Origin of the sequence: Roseateles sp. SL47 (genome assembly GCF_026625885.1) — a bacterium.
GTDB lineage: Bacteria > Pseudomonadota > Gammaproteobacteria > Burkholderiales > Burkholderiaceae_C > Roseateles.
Genome location: NZ_CP113068.1, coordinates 1,809,202 through 1,834,177, shown reverse-complemented (window position 1 = coordinate 1,834,177; position 24,976 = coordinate 1,809,202). Strand labels below are relative to the sequence as shown.

The 24,976-nt window shown below is 64.0% G+C and carries 23 protein-coding genes; 15 read left to right on the top strand and 8 right to left on the bottom strand.

Features of this window, described 5'->3' with window-relative positions:
* Nucleotides 1-16 precede the first annotated feature (16 nt).
* From OU995_RS07975 to OU995_RS07965, 3 genes are all read left to right on the top strand, one after another.
* Nucleotides 17-1,198: a GGDEF domain-containing protein gene (locus tag OU995_RS07975; RefSeq protein ID WP_267834992.1), complete on the top strand. Its 1,182-nt coding sequence runs from the start codon at nucleotides 17-19 to the stop codon at nucleotides 1,196-1,198.
* Between the two features lie 141 nt (nucleotides 1,199-1,339).
* A complete protein-coding gene (locus OU995_RS07970) occupies nucleotides 1,340-1,969 on the top strand; it encodes a GNAT family N-acetyltransferase (protein WP_267834991.1) in 630 nt (209 codons plus the stop codon).
* A 72-nt stretch (nucleotides 1,970-2,041) separates the two neighbouring features.
* A complete protein-coding gene (locus OU995_RS07965; RefSeq protein WP_267834990.1) occupies nucleotides 2,042-2,551 on the top strand; it encodes a GNAT family N-acetyltransferase in 510 nt (169 codons plus the stop codon).
* A 69-nt stretch (nucleotides 2,552-2,620) separates the two neighbouring features.
* On the opposite strand, the gene OU995_RS07960 is transcribed toward OU995_RS07965, so the two are convergent.
* Complete coding sequence (locus OU995_RS07960) at nucleotides 2,621-3,925, bottom strand: PQQ-dependent sugar dehydrogenase (RefSeq protein WP_267834989.1); 1,305 nt, start codon at nucleotides 3,923-3,925, stop codon at nucleotides 2,621-2,623.
* A 344-nt stretch (nucleotides 3,926-4,269) separates the two neighbouring features.
* Here OU995_RS07960 and fusA point away from each other — a divergent pair, with 344 nt between their 5' ends.
* Both fusA and OU995_RS07950 read left to right on the top strand, forming a co-directional pair.
* Complete coding sequence (gene fusA / locus OU995_RS07955; RefSeq protein WP_267834988.1) at nucleotides 4,270-6,420, top strand: elongation factor G; 2,151 nt, start codon at nucleotides 4,270-4,272, stop codon at nucleotides 6,418-6,420.
* Nucleotides 6,421-6,497: 77 nt separating this feature from the next.
* On the top strand, nucleotides 6,498-7,154 hold the full coding sequence (locus tag OU995_RS07950; protein ID WP_267834987.1) for a hypothetical protein: 657 nt from the start codon (nucleotides 6,498-6,500) through the stop codon (nucleotides 7,152-7,154).
* A 48-nt stretch (nucleotides 7,155-7,202) separates the two neighbouring features.
* On the opposite strand, the gene OU995_RS07945 is transcribed toward OU995_RS07950, so the two are convergent.
* From OU995_RS07945 to OU995_RS07930, 4 genes are read right to left on the bottom strand one after another with little or no spacing between them, the layout of a single operon-like run.
* Nucleotides 7,203-8,786, bottom strand: a complete 1,584-nt coding sequence (locus OU995_RS07945) for a hybrid sensor histidine kinase/response regulator (RefSeq protein WP_267834986.1) — start codon at nucleotides 8,784-8,786, stop codon at nucleotides 7,203-7,205.
* Entirely contained in the window at nucleotides 8,783-9,238 is a 456-nt protein-coding gene (locus OU995_RS07940; protein WP_267834985.1) for a response regulator, read from the bottom strand. Before OU995_RS07940 ends, OU995_RS07945 begins: the two co-directional genes overlap by 4 nt.
* The gene (locus OU995_RS07935) at nucleotides 9,204-10,676 is read right to left on the bottom strand and encodes a sensor histidine kinase (RefSeq protein ID WP_267834984.1); all 1,473 of its coding nucleotides are present in this window, start codon (nucleotides 10,674-10,676) and stop codon (nucleotides 9,204-9,206) included. The genes OU995_RS07940 and OU995_RS07935 overlap by 35 nt, the downstream gene beginning before the upstream one ends.
* On the bottom strand, nucleotides 10,673-11,656 hold the full coding sequence (locus OU995_RS07930; protein WP_267834983.1) for an ABC transporter substrate-binding protein: 984 nt from the start codon (nucleotides 11,654-11,656) through the stop codon (nucleotides 10,673-10,675). Before OU995_RS07930 ends, OU995_RS07935 begins: the two co-directional genes overlap by 4 nt.
* 365 nt (nucleotides 11,657-12,021) lie before the next feature.
* On the opposite strand from OU995_RS07930, the gene OU995_RS07925 reads away from it, so the two are divergent.
* From OU995_RS07925 to OU995_RS07915, 3 genes are read left to right on the top strand one after another with little or no spacing between them, the layout of a single operon-like run.
* Complete coding sequence (locus tag OU995_RS07925; RefSeq protein WP_267834982.1) at nucleotides 12,022-12,690, top strand: methyltransferase; 669 nt, start codon at nucleotides 12,022-12,024, stop codon at nucleotides 12,688-12,690.
* Between the two features lie 13 nt (nucleotides 12,691-12,703).
* Nucleotides 12,704-13,942 carry a hypothetical protein gene (locus OU995_RS07920; RefSeq protein WP_267834981.1) on the top strand — a complete coding sequence of 413 codons (1,239 nt, stop codon included), beginning with the start codon at nucleotides 12,704-12,706 and terminating at the stop codon, nucleotides 13,940-13,942.
* Complete coding sequence (locus OU995_RS07915) at nucleotides 13,939-14,763, top strand: arginase family protein (RefSeq protein ID WP_267834980.1); 825 nt, start codon at nucleotides 13,939-13,941, stop codon at nucleotides 14,761-14,763. The genes OU995_RS07920 and OU995_RS07915 overlap by 4 nt, the downstream gene beginning before the upstream one ends.
* A gap of 49 nt (nucleotides 14,764-14,812) precedes the next feature.
* On the opposite strand, the gene OU995_RS07910 is transcribed toward OU995_RS07915, so the two are convergent.
* The gene (locus OU995_RS07910) at nucleotides 14,813-15,982 is read right to left on the bottom strand and encodes a hypothetical protein (RefSeq protein WP_267834979.1); all 1,170 of its coding nucleotides are present in this window, start codon (nucleotides 15,980-15,982) and stop codon (nucleotides 14,813-14,815) included.
* Between the two features lie 123 nt (nucleotides 15,983-16,105).
* Nucleotides 16,106-17,080, bottom strand: coding sequence for a helix-turn-helix domain-containing protein (locus OU995_RS07905; RefSeq protein ID WP_267834978.1), 975 nt, complete (start codon nucleotides 17,078-17,080; stop codon nucleotides 16,106-16,108).
* 297 nt (nucleotides 17,081-17,377) lie between these two features.
* On the opposite strand from OU995_RS07905, the gene OU995_RS07900 reads away from it, so the two are divergent.
* Complete coding sequence (locus OU995_RS07900) at nucleotides 17,378-18,862, top strand: aldehyde dehydrogenase family protein (RefSeq protein WP_267834977.1); 1,485 nt, start codon at nucleotides 17,378-17,380, stop codon at nucleotides 18,860-18,862.
* On the opposite strand, the gene OU995_RS07895 is transcribed toward OU995_RS07900, so the two are convergent.
* Entirely contained in the window at nucleotides 18,830-19,621 is a 792-nt protein-coding gene (locus OU995_RS07895) for an IclR family transcriptional regulator (protein WP_267834976.1), read from the bottom strand. The two genes, OU995_RS07900 and OU995_RS07895, sit on opposite strands and share 33 nt — an antisense overlap.
* A 129-nt stretch (nucleotides 19,622-19,750) precedes the next feature.
* Here OU995_RS07895 and OU995_RS07890 point away from each other — a divergent pair, with 129 nt between their 5' ends.
* The 6 genes from OU995_RS07890 to OU995_RS07865 all read left to right on the top strand — a co-directional run bounded on the left by OU995_RS07890 (nucleotide 19,751) and on the right by OU995_RS07865 (nucleotide 24,974).
* Nucleotides 19,751-20,566: a VOC family protein gene (locus OU995_RS07890; RefSeq protein WP_267834975.1), complete on the top strand. Its 816-nt coding sequence runs from the start codon at nucleotides 19,751-19,753 to the stop codon at nucleotides 20,564-20,566.
* On the top strand, nucleotides 20,539-22,224 hold the full coding sequence (locus OU995_RS07885) for a bifunctional 3-(3-hydroxy-phenyl)propionate/3-hydroxycinnamic acid hydroxylase (protein ID WP_420714831.1): 1,686 nt from the start codon (nucleotides 20,539-20,541) through the stop codon (nucleotides 22,222-22,224). The genes OU995_RS07890 and OU995_RS07885 overlap by 28 nt, the downstream gene beginning before the upstream one ends.
* A 29-nt stretch (nucleotides 22,225-22,253) precedes the next feature.
* On the top strand, nucleotides 22,254-23,102 hold the full coding sequence (locus tag OU995_RS07880; RefSeq protein ID WP_267834973.1) for a fumarylacetoacetate hydrolase family protein: 849 nt from the start codon (nucleotides 22,254-22,256) through the stop codon (nucleotides 23,100-23,102).
* Nucleotides 23,103-23,464: 362 nt separating this feature from the next.
* Nucleotides 23,465-23,650, top strand: a complete 186-nt coding sequence (locus OU995_RS07875) for a hypothetical protein (protein WP_267834972.1) — start codon at nucleotides 23,465-23,467, stop codon at nucleotides 23,648-23,650.
* 67 nt (nucleotides 23,651-23,717) lie between these two features.
* On the top strand, nucleotides 23,718-23,978 hold the full coding sequence (locus OU995_RS07870; RefSeq protein WP_267834971.1) for a hypothetical protein: 261 nt from the start codon (nucleotides 23,718-23,720) through the stop codon (nucleotides 23,976-23,978).
* Nucleotides 23,979-24,095: 117 nt separating this feature from the next.
* Complete coding sequence (locus OU995_RS07865; protein WP_267834970.1) at nucleotides 24,096-24,974, top strand: HDOD domain-containing protein; 879 nt, start codon at nucleotides 24,096-24,098, stop codon at nucleotides 24,972-24,974.
* The last annotated feature ends 2 nt before the right edge of the window (nucleotides 24,975-24,976 follow it).

Below are 24,976 nucleotides of genomic sequence, written 5' to 3'. Positions count from 1 at the left end.
GCCCGGCCCCTTCGCGATGCGCTTCGATGTCCCGACCCTGTTCAGTCTGCTGTTGATCCTGTCACTGGCGCTGGCTGTGTTGCTGCCGCTGCAACTGGGCTGGCGCCACAGCCTCGGTGCCCGCCATGCGCAACTCAGTGCGGCGGCCCAGGCGGCGGGCTGGGCACTGCTGCTGCTGCCGCAAGAGATCCATCGGCCGACGGCCACCCTGGCCCTGGGGCTGCTCAGCGCCAGCCTCAGCCTGCTGTGGAGGGCCACCTACCACTGGCTGCCCGGCCGGTTGGGGCGCTGGCTGCACTGGGGCATGCCAGGGGTGGTGATGCTGGGATTCGGTCTGGGGTGGGAGAACCCGGGCTTCCGGCTGGCCTGGTCCAACGGCTGCCTGGGCTTGCAGATGCTGGCGCTGGCGGCCAGCCTGATGCAGCCGGTGAAGCGAGGGCCCGTGGGTCACCTGCGTTGGCGGCTGCTGTTGGCGGTGAGCCTGGGGCTGGCGGGTCTGCTCAACCTGGCTCGCGCCTGGCTGGCGGGCATGGACACGGGCGCCCTGCCCCGCTTCGATGCACCGCATCCGCTCAATGTGGTGTTTGCGCTCACCGCCAACGTGTGTGTGCTGACCGCAGCCATCGGTGTGCTGGTCGCCTGGCGTGGGGAGAGCGAAGCGGCGTTGCGGCAGCTCAGCCAGGTGGACACCAGCACCGGCCTGGCCAACCGGCGGGCGTTTCAGCAGCGGTCGGTGGACATGATTTCCATGGCGCGCCGCTACAACGAGCCGCTGATGCTGGTGGTGATCGACCTGGATGGGTTGAAGACGCTGAATGCCGACCTCGGGGAGGATCGTGGCGACGCGGCCATCCAATGGTTTGCCCGCTGCCTGGATGAGCAGAAACGGCTCGGGGACCTGGTGGCCCGGATTGATGGCCAGCGATTCGCAGTGCTGATGGCCCGGTCAGATCTGGTGGGACCACCGGCGCTGGACCGACGACTTCGCCAGGCCCTGCAGGAAGCCGCCCCCCAGGCCTTGGGCATTGCGCTGAACTTCTCTGCCGGCTGGGGCAAGCTCCGCCCCGGGGATCGCAATCTGGAGGACTTGTTGCGGCGCGCCGAAACCGCCCTGTATGCCGCCAAGCATCAGGGGCGCGGACGGCTGTGTGCGGAGCCGGGACTGGAAGCCGAACTCAGCGTGGCCGCATCCGCCTGACCCGGGCCATTTGCGCGATTGCCGCCCACACGTCGCGCCATCCGCTCGCGTGGACTGTGCGTTGGCACACGCCTTGCGTCAGGGTTTTCCAGGTCCCGTCCACAAGACGGTGAAGTCGTTCCGACCTGGAGTTGCCTGTTGATGTTTGCCCTCAGCCCCGTCACCGTGCCTGTCCGTGCGCCCCGCACGCCCACCACACTGGCCAGCGATGTCGTTGTTGCACCCGCCACGCAGCGCGCGCCGATGGAGATCGTCAAGCTGACTTCACGCGATCTTCAATGGCTGCCAGCGCTCACCAACTTGCTGATCGACAACGTTCATCAAGGCGCCACGCTGGGCTTTCTGGCGCCCTTGTCGCGTTATGCCGCACTCGACTACTGGCACGGTGTGTTCGCCCGCCTGGGCCAGCATCACAGCCTGTGGATCGCCTGCGAATCCGACGGGCCCGGCCGCTTGCTCGGTGCGGTGCAGCTGTCCCTGTGCCCGCTGGCCAATGCGCACCACCGTGGGGAGGTACAGCGGTTGATGGTGCATACGCATGAACGCGGACGTGGCGTGGCCAGCCAGTTGATGAGCCGGGTGGAATGCACCGCCGCCACCCAGGGGCGGTATCTGCTGCAACTCGAAACCTGCGCCGACTCCCAGGCCGAAGCGGTGTTCGCCCATCTGGGGTGGCAGCGGGCCGGCCAGATTCCGGATCACTGCCACGGCGCCGAAGGCCAACTGCAGAATGTGGCCATCTACTACAAGCGGCTGCCCCACCTGGTGTGACGGCCTGTTGTCCGACCGCCTTGCCGATCATCCACACCTAGAGTGTGCTGTCCCACAAACACGACTGAGCTCATGACCTTGATTCCGCTCACCCCGAAAGACCGGGAATGGATCCCCGCGCTCGGCGAAGTGTTCTTCCAGGTGGTGGATGGCGGCGCCTCGCTGGGCTTTCTGTCGGATGTGGATGAGCCGCAGATGCGCGAGTATTGGGAGGCGGTGTTCGACCAGCTCGGGCCGCGCCACCGCTTGTGGGTGCTGCAGGAACGCGGCCAGGTGCTCGGTACCGTGCAACTGGCTCTTTGTGGCAAGCCGAACGGGCGGCATCGCGCCGAGGTGCAGAAACTGATGGTGCATCCCGATGCGCGTCGGCGCGGCGTGGCAGCCCAGTTGATGGAAGCGGTGGAGGCCGCCGCCCGGGAGGCTGAGCTCAGCCTGCTGGTGCTGGACACCGAGGCCCAGTCACCGGCTGAAGACTTCTATCGGTCGCAGGGATGGCAGCGTACCGGCGAGATTCCGAACTTCGCCGCCAACCCGGATGGCAGCCTGCATGCGACGGCGCTGTATTGGAAGCTGCTGGCCTGAATCGCGTTTGGTCATTACGCCACCGCCAGAGCCTGCTGTGGTTCCTATGGTTCCAGAGTTCCGGCCGGTTCAACGGGCCAGCCGAAGCAGCTTGCCGCTGTCGGTGAGCATCAGCAGCGCCCCGTCCTGCGCCTGGATCACATCCCGGAAGCGTTCCCCCAGGCTGGCATAGAGCCGCTGGCGGGACACCACCTTGTCCCCATCCAGGGTCAGCCGCCACAGCGCCTGCCCGGCCAATGCACCGGAGAACAGCTTGCCCCGCCAGGCCGGGAACATGGCGCCGGTGTAGAAGGTCAGCCCGGCCGGCGCCATCGACAGCGGCACCCAGGTGATCAGCGGCTCCTCGAACTGCGGCGACTGCGTCCCACCACCGATGCGGCAGGCTTCGCCCACCGGTGAGCCGTAGGGGCAGCCGTAGCTCTTCACCGGCCAGCCGTAGTTGCGGCCAGCACGTGCGATGTTGAGTTCATCACCGCCTTGCGGCCCGTGTTCGGTGATCCACAACTCGCCGGTGACCGGATGCAGTGCGGCGCCCTGCACGTTGCGGTGGCCATAACTCCACACGCCGGGCAGCGCGGGTTTGCCAAAGTCCGGGTTCCCGGCCGGCACGGTCCCGTCGCGCTGGAGGCGGATGATCTTGCCCAGCGTCTGCATCAGGTCCTGAGACGGCTCGCCCTTCATGCGTTCGCCGGTGGTGATGAACAGGGTCTTGTCACGGCCGAACACCAGGCGGGAGCCGTAATGCCCGGCGCCCTCGACCTTGGGTTGCTGGCGGAAGATGACCTGGACATCGACCAACGCCTGCCCCACCAGGCGGCCACGTGCCACCGAGGTGCCGGCCAGACCGGATTCCTTGCCCGTGCCAGGTTCGGAATACGACAGATACACCCAGGGACTGCCCGCGCCGAAATCAGGGTCGATGGCGATGCCCAGCAGCCCCCCCTGGCCTCGGTCGTTCACGGCGGGTACGCCGGTGATGGGGGTCAGCGTCTTGCCGCTGGCGCTGAGCCGCAGCAGGACGCCGCCTTTCTGGGTGACCAGCAGATCGCCGCCAGGCAGTTGGGCCAGGCCCCAGGGGCGGTCCAGCTCGCTGTTGAGGGTCTGGAGCGGGATCTCGGCGTCGGGCTTTTCGGTGCCGACCTTGTCCTGCATCAGTGGTGCGGCGGCCTGCACGGGGGACGCACCGCCCAGGGCCGCCAGGGACAACACCAGGGCGGACAGCAGGGACGCAGGCGAGCGCGCGGGATGGCTTTGGCGTGTCACGGGCACGGGCATGGGCATGGGCATGGGCATGGGCATGGGCATGGGCATGGGCACGGGAAGGGTGGCCTGCGTGGGCAGCCGGGTCTGTGTCTCGCCACACACCGGACTCACACGACCCGCCTGCGAAGCCCCTGTCGTCTGCCGAGCCGTCCGCCATTCCGTCCGCCATTCCGTCCGCCATTCCGTCCGGCATTCCGTCCGGCATTCCCCACTGACCATCACCGTGTCTCCCTGTCGTTGTGTCCAAAGGAGGAGTCTATGTCGAGACCTGTGGACGCTGCGGCTCGCAGGCGAGTGTCCGTCTGTCCCCTCCTGCGCAACATCCGAGGGGAACGCCGCAGGACGACCCAGCCGTTCGCCCCGCACTTGCAGCCTTGTGCCCGCGTCGCGCTTCCTCTACGCTGGCCGTAGTCAGGCTCTTACGCAGTCCAACTCTTGAACGAGAGGAACGAGCCATGCCCACCACCCCATCCCCGTCCCTTGCGGGATCGGAGGGCCCCACAGCGGGCAGCCGATCCAGCGCCGCGAATGCCCCGGACTCGCGCCCGCATCCGGGCATCGCGGCGATCCGCACACTGGCACTGACCGGCCCCGCAGGCGCCGGCAAGACCACCCTGGCTGAAGCCTTGCTGCTCAAAGCGGGCGCCATCCAATCTGCCGGCTCGGTGGAAAAGGGCAACACCGTCAGCGATCACGACCCGCAGGAGCGACGGGCACAGCATTCCCTGCAGACGTCGCTGCTGCATGCGCAGCACGATGGCGTCCACCTGCGATGGCTGGACACGCCCGGCGCCCCCGATTTCATCGGACAGGCACTACCGGCCCTGGAGGCGGTGGAGACCGTCGCCGTGGTGCTCAATGCCCAGACCGGCATTGAGCTGATGGCGCAACGGATGATGGATGCCGCCGCCCAGCGGGGGCTCACGCGGCTGGTGATCATCAACAAGATCGATGCGCCCGGGGTGGATGCTGCAGGCCTGCTGGCCCAGGTGCAGCAGACCTTCGGCCGAGAATGCCTGCCCTTGAATCTGCCTGCCGACGGCGGTACCCGGGTGCAGGACTGCTTCTTCGGATGCAGCGGCGAGGCGGACTTCGGATCCGTGGAGGCCGCTCACCGGGCCCTGGTGGAGCAGGTGGTGGAGGTGGACCCGGCGTTCGTCGACCGCTACCTCAACGACGGTGACGTGCCCGCCACCGAGCTGCATGCCCCGCTGGAACAGGCCTTTCGCGAGGGCCATCTGATTCCGGTGTGCTTCACCTCCGCCCGCCAGGGCGTGGGCGTGCAGGAGTTGCTCGGCATCATCGAGAAGCTGCTGCCCAATCCCTATGAGGCCAATCCGCCCCAGTTCCTGCGCGGGGAAGGCCCGGAGGCTGAGCCGCTGCAGGTGGCCATGGACCCGGCGCAGCACGTGGTGGCCCACGTGTTCAAGATCCAGTCCGACCCCTACCTCGGCAAATTGGCCATGGTGCGCGTGCATCAGGGCACGCTGCGGCGCAATGCGCAGCTGTATGTGGGCCATGCACGCAAGCCGGTCCGGGTGGCTCATCTGCTGCGGCTGCAGGGCAAGGAGCATGTGGAGATCGACCATGCCCTGCCCGGCGACCTTTGCGCACTGGCCAAACTGGACGAGCTGCAGAACGATGCCGTGCTGCATGACGCACCGGAAGATGAGCATCTGCATCTGGCCCCGTTGAGCCTGCCGGCCCCCGTGCATGGTGTGTCCCTCCGCCCCACTCGCCATGGCGATGAGCAACGCTTGTGGGAGGTGCTGGGCCGCCTGGTGGAGGAAGACCCCTGCCTGCGGCTGGAGCGTGGCGGTGAGCACGACGGGGGCGGCTCGCCAAGCAGCGAGACGGTGGTGTATGGGCTGGGGGAACTGCATCTGCGCACCCTGCTGGAGCGGTTGAAAGATCAGTACAAGATGGAGGTGCACACCCAGCCGCCCCGGGTGGCCTATCGCGAGACGATCTCCATCCCGGCCCAGGGGCACCACCGGCACAAGAAGCAGACCGGCGGCGCCGGCCAGTTTGGCGAGGTGTGGCTGCGAGTCGAGCCGCTGGAACGCGGCGCGGGTTTTGAGTTCCGGGACGAGGTCAAGGGCGGGACTCTTCCGGGGCAGTTCATGCCAGCGGTGGAAAAAGGTGTGCGCCAGGCCTTGGCACAGGGCGTGGTGGCCGGTTACCCGCTCCAGGACCTGCGGGTCACGGTGCTGGAGGGCAAGCACCACTCGGTGGACTCCAAGGAGGTGGCCTTCATCACGGCGGCGCGCAAGGCTGTGGTGGCAGCGGTGCGCGAGGCCCGGCCCCTGGTGCTGGAGCCGATCGTGCAGGTGGAGATCACCGCACCGGAAGCGGCCACCGGCGACATCACCGGCGACCTCGCATCCCGCCGGGGGCAGGTCAGCGGCACCCGCAGTTCGGTGCCGGGTCAGATCGTGGTGCAGGGCTCGGCCCCGTTGGCGGAGCTGTTGGCCTATCAAAACCGGCTCAATGCGCTGACCAGCGGCCAGGGCCGCTACACGCTGGAGCTGTCCCATTACGAAGCGGTGCCGCCCACGGTGCAGGCGCAGTTGGCGTCTCAATACCAATGGAAGGATGAGGAGTAGCCTGGTTTCCTCAAGAAACCTACGGCTGTGGACGGGGGCGGCCGCAGCAAAGGTGAACGAAGCTTTATCATGGGGACATGTGTTCCGCCCCCCGCGACGTCGCGCAGATCCGACTGGACAACGCGATGCGCTTGTTCGACGAATTCGTTGCCGCCACCATCAAACATCCGGACGCCGCCGCCCTGCGCGGGCTGGAGCGGCGTTTTGCCGAGCGTTTGCAGATCCAACCCAGCTATTGGAGCCAGATCAAGAGCCGTTCGCGGCAGATCGGTGAGCGCCTGGCACGCCAGTTTGAACAGCTGAGCCACAAACCGATGGGGTGGATGGATCAGGAGCATGGGCCTGGGAACACTGCTGCGGCTGTTTCAGGTTCAGCAGGTTCAGCAGGCGCGCCGGGTTTGTCGGGTGGGGCCGAGCCCCCCTCCGGGCTGCCCCAGGACGATGATGAGCGTTTCATCGTCGGTCTGGTGCTGACGTATTACCGTCGGCACCCGCAGCGGGCACGCACCCGGCTGCTGGATCTGCTGGGCGAAGTATTGACCCCTGGCATGGCTGCATTGGCACCCGCACCTACACATGCACCAGCACCTCCCGCGCCGTCCGCAGGTCGTGCGGGTGCCACCGCCTCCGCTGCAGGCAAACCAGCGGCACCGGGCGGGAAGTCCGCCGCCGAGGTGGACGAGTGGCGGCGCCTGCAACAGAGCGTGGCGCCACTGAAAGCCAAAAAGCGCTGAATCGCCGCCAGATCCTCGCGGCGCATCGACCTGTCTTGGCGCCAGCTTTCATTGTCGCGAAGCCAACACCTCTCTCACCAAGGTGGTGAGGTCGCGAAACGTGTCTTCCTTTTCAAGCACCGCGCGAATGCCCGCTTCTGCGGCTCTCTCGCGCAGTTCATCCGTGATCAGCCCGGAGCTGATCACGATGGGCAACGCAGGCCGCAGGGAAGCCACCTCTCGGGCGACGTCGAGGCCGGTGCGGCCTGGCATGTTGTAGTCGGTCACGAACAAGTCCACCGTATCCGACGGGGAGGCAATGGCGGCGACCGCTGCAGCAGCCTCGGTAAAGCTGCTGCAGCGGTAGCCGGCGCGTTCCAGGAGACCAACGACCACCAGCGAAACGGTCTCATCATCGTCCAGGTAGACCACGTGCTCGCTGTTCCCTCGGATGGGCGCCTCTTGGCCGGGATGAACGTTCGTCGCTGGCGCGGGAGACGGGACGATGGGCAGGTAGAGATGGAAGGTGCTGCCCTGGCCAGGCCAGCTGTCCACGGCAATGCTGCCATGGTGCGCGGTGACAATGCCGTGAACGACTGACAGACCGAGGCCGGTCCCCTTGCCGGTGGGTTTGGTGGTGAAGAAGGGTTCAAAGATCCGTTTGCGCGTCGCGTCGTCCATGCCCATGCCGTTATCGCTGACCCACAAGTGCGCATGGGCCCCCGCTGCCAGGCCCGAAAGCGCCTTGACCGCAGCGGCGTCGAGATCCATCAGCTCAAGACCGATCACGATCTTGCCAGCCTCCCCAGGCAGCGCATGCCAGGCATTGGTGCTCAGGTTCATCAGCACTTGCTGGAGTTGCGTGGCGTCGCCGTTGACGTGCAGCGGCGACTCGCTCAGGAGCAATTCGAGGTCCACCACGGCAGGCAGCGTCACGCGCAGCAGGCCATAGGTCTCCTGGATGATGGTATGCAGGGCAATCTGGCGCAACTGCTGAGGCTCGCGGCGGCTGAAGGTCAGGATCTGGCGGACCATATCGCGGGCACGAAGACCGGACTTCTGGATCTCGCCGAGCAACACCAGCACCGGATGGTCAGGTCCGAGTTGGCCCCGGGCCAATTCGACGTTGCCAAGAATCGCACTCAGGATGTTGTTGAAGTCGTGGGCGATGCCACCCGCCAATGTCCCGAGCGACTCCATCTTTTGCGCTTCGGCCAGTTGCAGTTCAAAGCGTCTCAGTTCCGCTTCCGCCTCGCGATGGGCCGCACGGCGCGCGGACTGGACAAGCTCACGCTCCAGCACCGGCGCCAGCCGGCTCATGTTGTCTTTCATCACGTAGTCGCTCGCTCCGGCCTTCATCGCGGCGACTGCGGTCTCCTCGCCAATCGTGCCGGAGACAAAGATGAAGGGAATATCCAGGCCCGCGGCCCGGAACGTATGAAGGGCCTCCAGCCCGCTGAAGCCGGGCATGCTGAAGTCGGAGATCACCGCATCCCAGTCCATTTGGTCCAACGCCAAGCGCAGCGCGGCCAGATCCTCGACGCGATGACAGTCCGGATCAAAACCGGCCCGACGCAACAGGCGCATGGCCAGGCGGACATCGTTCTCCGAATCTTCGATGGCAAGAACCTTGATCGGCTGTACTTCATTCATGACGAGGACGGCCACGGCGGCATTTGATTGAGCGCGAGCCAATAGATGCCGAGCACCTTGACCGCTTCGACAAATTCAGAGAAGTCCACGGGTTTGCGCACATAGCTGTTGGCGCCGAGCTGATAACCCGACACGACGTCCTGCTCCTCCTTCGACGAGGTCAGGATGACCGTCGGCAACAGCGCCGTGCGAGGGTCGGCGCGAAGTGCCTTGAGTACGCCGAGCCCATCGAGCCGAGGGAGCTTCAAATCGAGAATGGCCAGCGTGGGCAGCGGTGACTGCGCACGATTGGCGTGGGCGCCACGTGCGAAGAGGAAATCAAGCGCCTCCACGCCATCGCGGGCCACAACCACCGGATTCATCAGATGGCTGCGCTTGAAGGCCCGCATCGTCAGCGCGACGTCGTCCGGGTTGTCTTCAACCAGCAGGATGACTTTGCTCTCGTCGTTCATCAGTGTTCTCCTGAATGCGGAAGAAGAAGGTGGCGCCGGTGCCGAGGGCCGCCTTCGCCCAGAGGGGCCAGCCATGACGGCGAAACACGCGATGCACGATCGCAAGGCCGACCCCGGTGCCCGGGAAATCGCTTTCGTGGTGAAGGCGCTGGAATGCCCCAAACAAGCGTTCGGCATAAGCCATGTCAAAACCGGCACCGTTGTCGGAGACAAAGCAGTTTCGATGGCCGTCTTCGTAGCGCTGCCCCACCTGGATCAGGGCGTCCGCCGTCTTGCCGGTGAATTTCCAGGCGTTGTCGAGCAGGTTCTGCAACGCGATGCGAATCAGCTCACGGTCCGCCTGGGCCCGGATGCCGTCCTCGATCTCCCAGCGCACGTGACGCTCCGGTTGGGTGCGGCTGAGGTCGGCGGCGATCTCCCGAGCCATCGCGCTGAGGTCCACCTCCTGGAGTCGCAGCTCCGCTCGGGTCACCCGGGCCAGGCCGAGAATCTCGTCGATCAAGCGTCCCATGCGCTGGCTGGCCCCCCGGATGCGTTGCAGGCTGTCGCGCGCTTCGTCGTCGAGCTTGTCGCCGTAGTCCTCCAGCAGCGCCAGCGAAAAACCATCCATGCTTCGCAGCGGACTGCGCAGATCATGCGACACCGAGTAGCTGAAGGATTCGAGCTCGCTATTCAGTGAGACAAGCTCGCGATTGCTGCGCTCGATCCGGGTGAAGGAATCCCGCAGCGCGCGTGTCATCGCATCAAAGCATCGTGCCATTTCACCGAGTTCATCGTTGGCGCTGGCATTCAGCTCGAAGGTCCAGTTGCCGGCGGCAATCTCACGGGTTGCCTGCTCCAGTTGCGAGATCGGCTTGAGCACGTCGCGCCGGAACAGCCAGACTGCGGAACCGGTGATCAGCGCCATCAAGGCCAGCCCCCACGCCGTCACGACGACCACGCGTCGTTGGGTGTCGTCAATCCGGGCGCCAGCGTCTTCGATGAGTTGGGCCGCGTCCACCAGGCCGCGCTGCTGAAGGATCAGCAGCCGGTTGGACAATTGCGTCTCGAAGCGACGTTGGATCTCGTCATTGGCCCCCCCGGAGGCCTGCATGGGATCAACTTCCAGGAACAAGTGGTGGCTGGCCTCGAGGTTGGCTCGCAGTTCGGCCAGCGTCCTCACTGTGGTGTCGTCTCCATCTGTGGGCTGGGAAAGCAAGGCCTCAAGGCGCCCCCAGACCGCCTTCTCCTGCAATCGCGCCCGTTCACGACGGTTGAGCAGGTATTCGAAGGACACCAGGCGCATGTCGTTAAGAGCGCTCGCAATCTCCCCGGTATGGCGACGCTGCTGGACCGCAATGCTCACCTGGGCGTTGGCCCAGCCAATGCTGGCGGCGATCAGCACCATGGCGCTGAACATCAATGCCAAGCCGATCCGAGCTTTGCTGCTGATCTTCATCTCACCACCGTCACCCGCCTCGGGCGCAATTCCTGCAGCGCATCGACACTGAGATGGGACAGGAAGTTCGGCATGGGCTGCGCGGGCACATAACCGCGGGCCATGGCCCACACCGCCACGTCCTCCAGCGTGATCAGTTGATCCTGTTGCTGGTCGACCTCCAGTTCCAAGGCTTGCCAGGCGGGCTCCAAGGCGTCGGGGCTCAGTGCCAGCCGAGTGGCAAGCAAGCTTCTCGCCTGTGAAGGAGAGGCCTCCACAAAGCGCTCTGCATCCAGCAGCCCCAGCATCAGCCGGCGCAAGGCCTCTCCACGGCTTGCGAGGAATGCGCTACGACCGACGAGCGCATAGTTCTGGGCATACGCATCCGGTGCGGTGAACGTGACGATGGCGCTGCCCAGGGCCCGTTCAGCATCGTGCCGGACAGGCTGCCAGGCGGCAATTGCATCCACACTGCCCTCTCGCAGGGCAGCGACCAGGCGATTCGGCGGCAGGTCCACCAGCACAAGCGACTGCGGCGCCAGGCGGTGGCGCACCATGAACGCCCATAGAAAATACTCAGCGCTGGTGCCTAAGGTCACGCCAACCCGATGCCGCGCCAGATCCCCTGGCGACGTGACCATGCGGTCACGTCGCGCGAGCACTGCCAGCTCATTGGAGGCACTGGCCACCGTTGTCACGATGCTCAGCGGCGCACCTTTGAGCACCTCAATCACGATGGGCACATCGGCTGCAGCGGCCAGATCGGCCCCGCCCTGAAGCACCTCTTCCAATGCGGCTTTGCCATGCGCCTGTGAGGATACCTTCACCGCGAGGCCGTGCGCCTGGAACAGCCCTTTGGCATCCGCAAGATGTATGAGCGCGGCGTGTGGTGCCTGCGGCAACGCGATGGTGAGCGTTTCAGTCGATGCCGGTGGAGCGGCTGAGCGCCGGCTCAGGCCGAACCACGCGGCGATGATGGCAAGCGCTGCAACGCCTGTCACTTGACGGCGTTTCAGGCCGCGGCCCGTGAGGGGTGACGCGCTCAATGGATCCTCCCCCACTCAACATGCCGAGGTTGCTCGACCCTCTGATTACGTGTTGAGTGTTTTGACTACATCCGTTCGATTGGATGGTACGGGGGGGCCTGCGGTCTTGCAAGGACCATCGTCCTGCTTCTGTGGGAAGCCAGCGCCGCTGCCGTCCTGTAGGGCGAACAGGGTGACTTGCAGCCTGTGGCATTGCGAAGAAATTGCCGTGCCAGCTATTGCCAGTTCGCATTAAACCGGCAATGCTCGATGCCCAGCAGCTTCCAGCCCGGAAGGCCGTGAAGCGCCAACATGCACAGCGCTCTTCAAGGAGGTCGCCGATGGACTTGAGCAGCTTTACCGATGAGTGGCAGATGCAGCGGCAGCAACTCTTCAAATCGGTGCCGCCCGAAGGCCGCAAGGTCAGTTATCTGGACAAAGAGTTCCTGGTCTTTCCCAACACCTTCTGGCCCTTTGCCGACAGCCTGCCGCTGATCAAGAACTTCCACGTCGCGCCGGGCGAACATGTGCTGGACGTGGGGACGGGCTCCGGCGTGATCGGCATCTTCGCCTGCTACCGGGGTGCCGGGCGCGTGGTGGGGGTGGACATCAACCCGGCAGCGGTCCGCAGCGCCACTCACAACGCCAGCATGCATGGTTTCTCTGACACCATGCAGGTGTTGCAGTCCGACTTGTTCACGGCCTTGGGGGACCAGCAGTTCGACGTCATCACGGCCAACCTGCCCTTCCGCAACAAGCCCGCCCAGGATGTGGTGGCCATGTCCCAATGGGACACGGAGTTCAAGACCAACACCCGCTTCTTTGAAGGGGTGGGGCGGCATCTGAAGCCCGCCGGACGCATCTATTTCGTGCAGTCCAATTTCGGGGAAATCGACACCATGCACCGGCTGGCTCAGGCCTCAGGATTGAAGGTGACGGAGCTGGCGCGCGAAGCCACTGATGAGGCCCGTCGCCAGGAGTTCTTCGTTTTTGAAATGACCCGGGTCTGACGCGCCGGCTGCCGTGGACAGCTTCCTCCTGGCCATCCAGTCGCGCCACGCCGTTCCGAGTACCGAGCTTGATTTGTTGGTTCGCCGGGTGGTGGTCATTCTGTCCAGTTCTCGCTGCGGGTCCACTCACTTCAAGCACGCACTGGCCCAGCATCCACGCATCGCTTCGCTGGACGGTGAGATTGACCCGCTGCTGACCTTGTCCGGCAATGGCTTTCACCAGAACTCCGACAGCGATGGCCTCGAGTGGGTGGCCAATGCCGGGGTACTGAGCAGCTACGTCATGGATGAGATCTCCCTCCCCTCATCCGAGCTGCTCGACACCGAACTGCTGCTCAGGAAGTGGAAGAACCGGCTGCTGCTGCAATTCCCCACGCACTTCCTGAGCGCGGGTGCTGAACATCGCCTGGAGCAGTCGCTGGAGGAGGCCTTGAGCCGGATTGATCGTCATGACCGCCGCAGCGAGGCGGAACTTCAGACACTCATCCTGGACACCGTGTTCCGCGACGAACCATGGCGCATCGGCTACTACGACGGCCATGCGGGCCCGGCGGCGGGGCGATATTTCGACGAGCGCTTGAAGATCGAGGAGCCGCCCTTTGTGGTGCCAACGCTCCGGCGTCGGCCCTTCCGCCTGGCCGACATTGCCGATTCGGTGCTGCTGTTCAAGTCGCCGTCGGATGCCTATCGGATCGGCATGTACGAGCAACTCTTTCCGAATGCGAAGGTGACGTATATCCACCTGACGCGGGGTTTCGCCCAGTCCGTCAACGGCCTGATGGACGGCTGGCTCTATCCACTGGGGTTCTTCTCTCACGACCTCAGCAAGGTGGGTTGTGAACTCGCCATCCGGGGCTATTCGGATCAGGTGCCATTCGGCCTCAAGTGGTGGAAGTTTGATCTGCCGCGCAATTGGCGAGCGTTTACGCGCGCCCGGTTGGACAACGTCTGTTTGAATCAGTGGTACTCCGCTCAGGACGCCATCCTGCAAAGCAATGTCTGCAGTCTGCGCGTGTCGTTCGAGAATTTCATCGCCAACCCTTCCGAAGTGCTCGGAGCGGTGACCGACCACCTGGGGCTACCGGCCATGTCCTTGCCCGGCGTCTTGCCGGTCAGGATGGCGACCGACGCACCGCGTGTCAGACGCTGGCACAAGCGGGGCGACCAGCTTCTGCAACTGGCGCAGCGGGCTGAGGTGCGCGAGATGATGGACAGGCTGAACTACAGCATGGAGCCGGACACATGGCTATGAATGCAAGGATTCTGCTGCCTTTCCTGATGGGCCAGCGCCGTGACGGTCTGCGCCGGGTGCTGGATATCGCCGCCCACCCGTGGGAGGTCATTGCACCGGAGCCCCTGCACGAGACGCGGATCGACGATGCCCAACTGCGGTTGCACCACATGGGCCATCTTTACGCCTCGCTGGCCACGCGCGTTTCAGCGCTGGCTCGCAGCGGCCACCGGCCCGTCAGCCTGGCCGGTGACTGCGTGTCCAGCCTGGGCATGCTGGCCGGACTGCAGCAGGCCGGGCGTTCGCCCGAACGCGTGCTGTGGCTCGATGCCCATGGCGACTTCCACACCTGGGCCACCAGCCAGACGCAATACATCGGTGGCATGCCGCTGGCGATGTTTGTCGGCCGGGTGGATGCCAGCCCGGACCCACGCAACCAGGCGGTGCGCGACTGCCTGGCCCAGATTGGCGTTCAGGCCTATCCAGAGGCGCAGATCGTGCTCGCTGACGCGCGTGACCTCGATCCCGGCGAGCGTGAGGCGCTGCTGGCCTCGGGGATCCAGCGCGTCTCGATGGACCAGGTGCTGGCGCGGTTGCAGGCACGCGAGCGACTCTACGTGCACTGGGATACGGATGTCATCGACGACCGCAGCCGCCTGCCGGCCCTGAAATACCACGTTCAGCAAGGGCCCAATGCGGCGGACATGCTGGCGCTCTTCAAACTGCTGGGGCACCACGACCTCGTTGCGGTCTCCGTCTCGGCCTGGCATGCGGAACAGGATGTCGACGACCGCACGGCCCGGAGCTGCCTGGAGCTTCTGGAGGCGCTCATTGGCGCCTGATGCAGGAAGCCGTTAACCGCCAACGGGTGCCGTGCGCGCCGCCAAGCACTTAACCGGCGTTCGCAACACCGATGGCCCCGACAACAGCCTCCTCAATGTCCCTCACGATGGGCGAATCGTCCGAAGGGGTCGAAGTTCCTTGCCGCAGCGCCGTGTGGAAAGGGCACCCAGCAAAGCGCGCGTCGCCACCGTAGAGGGCGGTGAAGTGGGCGGGGAATGCCTGGTCGAGTTTTTCGATGTCTTCCTTGAGCCCGCGACGCTGTTCGGCCCCCATCGACTCTCGCTGTTCCACATAGCTCAACGGAGGGTCGTCTTCATACATCTCGGCATGCCAGAACACCAAGCCCATGAGCTTGGGCAACACCTCGGCGGCCATGGGCAACGGGGGGTCGATCTGCATCGTATTCAAGGTTGAAGGCAGTGACAGGCTTCGAATCAGCTGATGCCCCAGCCAGTGCATTTCCGGGGGGAAGAAGCGCGACACGAACTGCTCGAAGATGGCAGACGTAATCAGGTTGCCGCGCTCGGGCTTCGGCCGTTCCTCTTGCTCCATCGCCTCGCAGAAGCGAATCAGACCGGCAAAGTCCTCGGGATAACCGTAAAGCGGCGTTTCATTCTCGGCGCGGAACAGTTTCAGCATTTCTCCCCAGAACTTGTGAGCAGCGATCTGCTCTTTCTCGGATAGTCCGGGCAGCCCCATGCGCAAGCGCAAGCGATGCATCGAGACTGCCGTAAACGCGCAGACGTAGACATAGTCTTCGTTGTACGCAAAGGCGCCGGGGTACTTCTTGGCCCAAAATGCATGCAGTCGATTGATGCCTTCCACCGACTTCTTCGTCTTCTCGTGGTGGGGCCCGTACCACCACCATAGGGCGTTTGCAGCCTGGGTCTGCTCCACGCGGGAGTTGGCCCGGCTCACGACCTTCCCGCCATCCTCTCGCCAGACCACTTCCGACCCCCACTCCGTCACCACGAAGTTCGGGAAGGTCAACGCGTAGATGAGGTTCTGGATGAATTCGTTAGCACCATAACAAGCGCCGAGTTGCCAGATCCGAACGTAGTCTTCATGGGGATCAAGCGTCTCAATCTCGGCTCGGATCCATTTCTTGGGTTGCGTCGTCATGATGTTCCCTAACGTCTCATGGGATGGAAGCGTCTTCCGCCACGGGTGGCCGAGCGTGCTCGAACAGGTCTGCGGCGACTGGATCAACAGTTGCACCTGCAACTGTTGACATCAAGCGTACGGGCTTGTCTTCCGCTTGTCTGGCATGAAGACGCCGGACTATTCCACGGGCGCCGTTCCCGCTGTCAGGACTTGCTGCGGCGGGCGAAACAGTCCCTATCAGTGCGCCGCACGGAACACCCGAGGGGTCAAGCCGAAGGTCTCACGGAACAAACGGCTGAAATGTGAGGAATTGGCGAATCCCCACGACATGGCAATGTCGGTGATGGAGCGGCCTGCGTTCTTGCTGTCCCGCAGGCTCACTGCACAACGCTCAACTCTCCGACGCCAGATGAACGCCGACACCGGGCCTTCGGGGTCATCGGCAAAGATTCGCTGGAGACTTCGCATCGACAGCCCGCAGCCGCGAGCGATGCTTTCCACTGAGAGATCAGCATCCGGCAATCTCTCCTCGATATACGCCTTCACGCGCGCCGACTGTGCATCCCGAAGGACCTGCGGCAAGGGGGACTGCATCTGCTCCTCCATCGCCTGCCAGGCGAGCGCCGACAAGGCCTCGGCCACTACACCGCGACGCTGATCGTCCATCCAGGCGACCTGGTTGATGGCCTCGTTGACCATCGTGCAGACGATGCGCGCAACACCGGACCGACCGTCGAACCGCCGGCCGACACCCTGCTCAATCTTGTGGTGCAAGTCGTGATCCGCCGCCAGCGACGGCAATAGAACCAGTTGCTCCGACTTGCCGGGGCTCCACCATTCGAAGGACACTCTGGTGTCCAACACACACCAGTCACCGGGATGGAGGGTTCCTCCGATGCCACTTTGACGGAAGTGACTGATGCCCTGCCTTTGCAGGCACAGCATCCAGGGGCGACTGGGGTCGTCCGTGCCACTTGGCGGTGTTCTTCTGAGGCGGTTCGGGCTCGACATCAGCCGGCTCAACACGGAGCCGCCCAAGCTGCTGGTTTCGATGAACCCACTGAAAGGTGCGGCGTCCAGCGACTCGCAGCCGATCCACTCCGATCGGCGCAGTGCAGGCGAAATACGGCCCACATGGGTGCTGATGGCCTCAGTCCAGTCGCTGATGACATCGAAGGACTTCGATATGGACGGACTGCATCGGCTCGGCATGGTGTGTCTCCTGTCATTTTTTTAGAACTTCTCTTGTGCAGCAGAGGGGCTGTCCAGGTCAAGCTGCTTTCTCAGGTTCTGAGAGTTTTCGTATGAAGTCGGCTGCGCCGGTGCTCAGGCATCGGTTCGGAGGGACGCCCCACCCGGCGCAGCCAGACAACTGCGGCGCCACCAGACAAGCCAGGGCCACGGAACACGCCTAAGCTGCCCAGCAGCATCCGGTGACAAGTCCGGTATGCCGGTCCAGCGACGGTCCTGAGAAGGGCCGTCCCCACCGCAGTTCATCCAAGGAAGATCATGACCAGCGCAGTGTCTACCCCCCACAAGGCGACAGATTTCTCGGGCCAGTACATCGATGGCATCTGGCGGGCAGGACGATCCGGTCGGTGCCAGGCCGACCGAAATCCCTACGACGGCAGCGTTCTGGCCGACATCACCCTCGCCAACCGACAGGATCTGGACGAGGCCTATCGAGCGGCCGAGGCGGCTCAGAGCGCCTGGGCCCGGACGCTTCCTTCCGAACGGAGCGAGGTCTTCTTGCGCGCGATTCAGGTTATGGATGCCCGCAAGGAAGAAATCGTGAGCTGGCTGATTCGAGAGTCTGGCAGTACACGGCTCAAGGCGTCCATGGAGTGGAGCGCGGTACGCGGCGGCATGTTCGAGGCATCCACACTGCCGCCCCGGGCCTGTGGACGCATTCAACCCATCGATATCGAGGGCAGGGAGAGCCGCACCTATCGGGTTCCACTGGGTGTCGTCGGGGTGATCAGCCCCTGGAACTGGCCGATGCATCTCTCCAATCGATCCATCGCACCGGCATTGGCGCTCGGTAATGCGGTGGTGGTGAAGCCATCGGATGAAACGCCGGTGTCTGGCGGGCTCCTGCTGGCCAGCATCTACGAAGAGGCCGGTTTGCCACCGGGCTTGCTGAATGTCGTGAATGGCGATGTGGCTGAGGTCGGGGACGAGTTCACGCTGCACCCCATCCCCAAATTCATCTCGTTCACCGGTTCAACCAAGGTGGGGCGCCGCATCGGTGAGCTGGCCATGCGGGCAACTGCACTCAAACGCGTCGGCCTGGAACTCGGCGGCAATGCACCACTGGTCGTGCTGGATGATGCGGATGTGGATCAAGCGGTGCGAGCGGCGGTCTTCGGGCGCTTCCTGCATCAGGGACAGATTTGCATGAGCACGAATCGCATCGTGGTCGATGCCAGCGTTTATGACGACTTCACCGAGCGCTTCATCGCCCACGTGAGAACGCTGAAGCATGGCGACCCGAATCTGCCGGAGACAGCCGTAGGGCCGATCATCAACCGTCGCCAACTGGACGGCATGCTGGCGCATATTGACGCCGCTCGATCCGCAGGGGCGCGCCATGTCGTCGGAGGGGATCCTGAAGGCTTGGTCCTGCCACCTCAGGTGTTCATTGATGTCGACAACCAATCAGCCCTGGCCCAATCGGAGCTGTTTGGTCCGATCGCATTGATCGTCAAAGCCAAAGACGAAGCCGATGCCTTGCGCATGGCCAATCAGACCGACGTCGGTCTTTCAAGTGCTGTCTTCACCCGAGACGAAGGGCGCGGTCTTCGCTTCTCCCTTCAGATTGAAGCTGGCATGACGCACATCAACGACATCACCGTGAACGACAGCCCCAACATCATGTTTGGTGGCGAGAAGAACAGCGGCATCGGTCGATTCAATGGGGACTGGATCGTCGCGGAGTTCACCCGAGAGCATCTGGTGACCCTACAGCGCACCCCTCGGCGTTATCCCTTCTGATCCGCTCTGAGAACGTTCTTCGTGCGCTTCCAGCCGACCTTGAATGCGCAGGGCGGCTCGGCGCACGAGGTCTGTCATGTTTGCTGACGCCTTTTCAGTGGCGGATCGAGCAAGGACGACACTCAGGCTGCCCAGCAAACGCCGACCATGGAAGATCGGTGCCCCCCAGGCGATCGCATCGCTATCGACCGCGCCCGCGGATTCCGCAACGCCCCGTGTGCGGATGGCCCTCAGGTGCTCAATCAGTGCGTCGACTTCTGTAGGGAGTCCTGCTGATGCGAGCGCCTCCTGGTCGCCTTCCGCCAACTCCCGAAGCCTGGCTTGCTCCAGGTGAGCCAATATCACCGTTGACGTCGCCCCTCGATACAACGGCATCGCCCTTCCCCGCTCATAGCTCACGGCCCCCGGTCCATTTCGCCCTCGCACCTGGGCCACACAGACCACCTTCAGACCGTGCAATCGAGCCAGGATGCAGGTTCCACCGGACCGCTCCGATAACGCGCTCATGACCTCACTGGCCGCCGCGATGAGGGGGTCATTGACTCGAATCTGACGATCAAGCTCCACGATGGCGGGCCCCAGCACATATCTGCCGCGGGACACACTCTCAATGAGCCCGGCCTGCTCCAACTCTGCAACATACCGATAGGCTGTCGCAGCGGAGATATCGAGCATGGAGGCGATCTCCTGCGGTCTCACGACGTGCTGGCGCTCTGAGAACAAGCGAAGCACCGCCAGCACGTTCGTTGTCTTGGCCATCGGCAGGCAAGCAGGTAGCAATGATGGGCCTCCATCTTCTCATTTATTGAGAACTTGCGTTGACGCGGCCCAAGCCTCCCACGAAGCTTCGATCCGGTCTATTTCAGAGCATCCCATCGGAGACAAAGCATGGAAATTGGCGCTTCACTCGCAGGCATCGAGCTTCTCGTGGGCAACCCAGAGGCTGCCGCATCGTTTTATCGCACGACGTTCGGACTGGTGCCCGAGAAAGAGGGGCACGCGCTGGCCTGCTCGGCCCCCGGCCGTGCGTTGCGGTTCTCCAAGGGCCCCTCGGGCCAGTTGCGACGCGCATCCTTCCGGTTCGCAAGCGACAAGAGCTTCTCAGCGCACCGAACAGCGGTCATCGAGCGCGAAGTGGCTTTGTTGGAAGACGAGCCGGGCGCATTCACGGTGATGGATCCGGAGGGTCGTCAGATTCAGTTTCTTGCACCGGCGCCGCCAGCCGCGCCCCGGTCTGACGCGCTCCCGCCCGCGCGATTGCAGCACTTTGGCGTGAGATCGCCGGCGGCCGTGGAACTGGTCGATTTCTATGTCGGGAAGCTCGGGTTCGTGCTCTCCGATCGGGTCATCGATAAGAACGGCGACCTGACAGCTGCGTTTCTTCGAACGGACGCGGAGCACCATTCCATGGCGATCTTCCGTGCGCCGCAGGTGAGGTTTGATCACTTCTCCTGTGAAACAGCGGGCTGGACCGAACTGCGCGAATGGGCGGACCACATGGCTTCGGTTGGCGTGGATCTGGCCTGGGGCGTCGGCCGCCACGGTCCGGGGAACGACACGTTCCTGATGGTCCAGGATCCAGAGGGGAACTTGGCGGAGGTGTCCTCTGATCTTGAGGTGTGCGGGCCGGAACGCCCCACCGGGGTCTGGGAGCATCGGCCTCAGACCTTGAATCAATGGGGCGTGGCCATCATGCGCAGTTGAGGGGTGCTGTCATGACCGCCCTCACATCCTGGGACGTCATCGTCGTTGGCGCAGGTCCGGTAGGCCTGACCCTGGCCAACCTGCTCGCCATGCGTGGCGTCCGTACGCTCGTCCTGGAGCGCAACACAAGCCTGGAGCCCGAACCACGCGCCGTCACGCTTGACGACGAGAGCATGCGCACCTTTCAAGGTGCAGGTCTGCTTGATGAAGTCATGAAGGACCTGGTTCAGGGTTACGGGGTCCAATACTTCGACTGGAGAAGCCGGCCGCTTGCCTCGATTTTGCCCACGCGGCAGGAATACGGATTCCCGAAGCGGAATGCGTTCCGTCAACCGCTGCTGGTCACAACCCTGTTAAAGGGGTTGCGGCGATTCGATGCGGTAGAGGTTCGATTCGGACACGAGTTGCTCTCGTTGGTACAGACGGACAACGAAGTCGCCTGCACAGTGAAAACAGCCAGCGGGACGACCGAGACCATCCGCGCCCACTGGCTGGTGGGCTGCGACGGCGGCCGCAGTACCGTGCGGACCTTATGTCAGGTCGCACTGGACGGCAGCACTTTTGCCGAGCGGTGGCTCATTGTCGATCTCGCGCAGCGCACGGTGCCTCTCAGGCACACCCAGACTTATTGCGATCCTCGTCGGCCCGCGATCAGACTGCCCGGACCGGGCGGCGCGGTGCGCTACGAATTCATGCTTCGGCCCGGGGACCACGATGACCAGGTCCTGGACGAGTCCACGTTCCGCCGCTGGATCGCCCACCGGGTGCCTGAGGACGCGTCACTGCCGCTGGTGCGCAAGGCCATCTATGGATTCCATGCTCGTGTTGCAACACGCTGGAAGATTGGACGGGTGCTACTGGCCGGTGATGCCGCCCACCTCACGCCACCGTTTGCGGGTCAAGGCCTCAACAGCGGCATCCGGGACGCCACCAATCTGGCCTGGAAACTGGCCGACGTGCTGCATCAGCGTGCAGACGCTTCATTGCTCGACACTTACGAAGTCGAGCGGCGGCCGCACGCGGCTGCGTTGATCCAGATGGCGCTCAAGATCGGCGCCTTCATGCAGCCCAAGTCGATCGCGGGGGCGGTGCTTGCTCAAACCGCCCTGCGTCTGGCCTGCCTCATTCCCACCTGCCGCAACTACATCCTCCAGTTGAAGTTCAAGCCGAAACCTCGGTATGCAGCGGGCTACTTCCTGGCCTCGGCGACCCACGCGGGCGCTGAACTACTGCCTCAACCGGAGGTGCAGCGCTCCGGCATTCATTCAGGCATCCGCCTGGACGAGCTGCTGGGGTCCGGTTTTGCGGTCATCGGTTTCGATAGCCCGACATTCCGGGCCGCCGCCCGACTTGCATTGCCGGCCGGACAAACGGGCGCTGTCATTGGCCTGATCCATCGCGACGACGACTTCCTGTCCCCCGCAATCGCAGCGGGTATGACGGTAGTGAGAGATGGCGGCGGGGAACTCGGCAGGTTCTTGACGGACAGCACCGCAGCGGCCGTTGTGGTTCGCCCGGATCGCTATACCTATCGCTTTCTCTCCGACGCCGACCTGCGCGAACTAGCCACTTCACAGGCCACTTCACAGGCTGACGTGATTCCCCAACCCCTTTTGCATCGAGCGCCGTCTGTTGAGGCGTCACACGAGGCTTCCTGAATTCAACACAGCAACAGGATCTCAAGATCATGAAATTCGTATCTTTCAGCCAGGCCGGGACTGACTCCTATGGCTTCATCCGGGGCGAAGGCATTGTTGACTTGGGCCAACGCGAACACGGGCATTCCACACTGAAGTCGCTCATCGCAGCGGGCAAGCTTCAGGAGGTGGCCCAGCGGTACGCCGCTACCCCTGCGGATGTTCCCCTGTCTGAGATCACTCTGCTTCCGGTCATCCCGGACCCTGGCACGATTGCATGCATTGGCCACAACTATGAAGAGCATCGGATCGAAACGCAGCGCGACCCGACGGAACATCCTTCGATCTTTTTCCGACATCCTGAGTCCCTGCGTGGTGCGGGCCAGTCGCTGATTCGGCCCATCGAATCCACCCAGTTGGACTACGAGGGAGAGCTGGCCGTCGTGATCGGCCGGTCGGGCCGACGCATCCCGGAAGCCCACGCCTGGGAGCATGTCGCTGGACTCGCGTGCTTCAATGATGGGAGTGTGCGCGACTGGCAGCATCATTCGCGCCAGTTCGGCCCCGGGAAGAACTTCGCGGGGACTGCTGGGTTCGGTCCCTGGCTGGTGACGATCGATGAGCTTCCTGACGATCGGGTCATGGCGCTGACAACGCGCCTGAATGGCAAGGTCGTTCAATACGCGAAGACCGATCAGATGATCTTCCCCATCCCGACACTGATCGCCTATTTGTCGACGTTCATGACGCTTCGTGCCGGCGATGTGATTGTCACTGGCACGCCGGGAGGGGTGGGCGTCAAGCGCAATCCTCCCCTCTGGTTGCAGCCGGGAGATAGCGTGGAGGTGGAGATCTCGTCCGTAGGGCTGCTCAAGAATTCCGTCATCCAAGAAGCCTGATCACCACGGCCACACTGCGCCACTGACGCAGACGCCCGAGCTCACTGAATCAAAGCGGCGTGGGTCATCAGCGGAAGCCACTGGGAAGTGCGCGACCGCTGTTCTATCCCCTGGAAGCTCATTGGCGAGCAACCCACCATCGTTGCCACAGACCGCCAGGTGCGGGTGCTGTGAACCCAGATGAAGCCGCCCCATCCCGTCCCGTCAGGCAGGGACAACACCAGATAAAAACCGCTTGCGCTTGATAATCGATTGTTTATCATTTGCGCAACTTTTGGACTCACCCGGGCAGCCAAGCGCTTCGCTGGCACCGTCCACCGCCCTCGTCCCTTCATCAACCGCTGTCATCACAGGAGGCTGTCATGGCCAAGTTCACCACCCCACGTCCTCAGCAACTGCTGACGATGCGCAAGCCACGCAATCCGCATGTGGCCCCCAGCCTGAAACGATCCGCAGGCCGCCACGGCCCATCGGCAGGCGCGCAACGCCAGCAGGCCCAACAGACGCTACAGCGCGAGCTGCGGCACATGCACGAACTCAGCCCATGAATTGCTGACCTCCAGGCGCCCGGTGTAGATCTCCGGGCTGCAGGGAGGCAGCCCAGGGAGATACCCCATGCCTTCGATCACATGGATGCCGGACCCCGAGTGGCGTCTGGCCAGCCCCCGCGGATGGCGGGAGCGTTTATCAAAAGTCTTGCTCACCGCTGGAGGCCGCCTGATCCGCTGGGCGTGGCATCTGGCACCGGCATCGCATCGGGAGCCGCCGGACTCCGCGCTGGAGTACTGCCCCATCGAAGGTCACTCCGGGCGCGATGGCGCGCTGTATGTCAATGGTCAACTGGTGGGCACCCTCGCGGGTGTTCGGCGGCTGTGATGGCGCCCGTCTGGATCGTGCTCGTCGCCGTGCTTGTGGGCATCAAGCTGGCGGATGCGGAGCCGATATACGATCAGAGCACTTCGTGCGTCACGGCCCCCAAGGCCCAGCCCCAACATGAGCGACCTGACTCCCGTCCCTGTGCCGGCTCCCCCGGCCCAGCCCATGCTGGAGCGGCCGCTTCGCGACCTGTCTGCGTGGACCGACCACCTTCGCCGTACGACTATTCCAGTCCTGGCGAGTACCAGCGAGCAGCTGGAGCTGTGGCGATCCAATGAAGACGCAGCCGATGCCCATCTGCTGGGGGAGATCCTCAACAAGGACCCCCTCATGACGCTGAAGCTGCTGGCGCACGCGGCGTCACAGCGGTCCAGCCGGCTGCTGACCGATGCAGAGACGGTCACAGCCGCGCTGGTGCTGCTGGGCATCACGCCCTTCTTCAAGGCCTTTGGGCCGCAGCCCACGGTGGAGGAGCGTCTGGCCGACCGGCCGGAAGCAATGGCCGGACTGCAGCGCGTGCTGCTGCGCGCCGAGCGTGCGGCTCGTTTTGCACTGGGCTTCGCGGCCCACCGGGCCGACCCGGACGCGGAAGTGATCCACAGCGCAGCACTACTGCATGATTTTTCGGAGATGCTGCTGTGGTGCGAGGCCCCTTCCCTGGCGCTGGAGATTCAGCGTGTGCAGACGGCCGACCCGACACTGCGCAGCAATGTGGCGCAGAAGCAGGTGTTGAATATCGAGCTGGGCGATCTGGAGCAGGCGTTGATGAAGGCTTGGCGTCTGCCGGAATTGCTGGCCCACATCACCAACGACAAGAAGGGGCGTGACCCGCAGGTGCGATGCGTGATGCTGGCCGTGCGCCTCGCCCGCCATACCGCGAACGGGTGGGACAACCCGGCCATTCCGGACGACCTCGCCGAGATCGGGGAGATGCTCACGCTGTCGCCTTCTCACACGCTCAAACTCCTGCACGAGGTGGACGGCACGCCAGTCTGAGC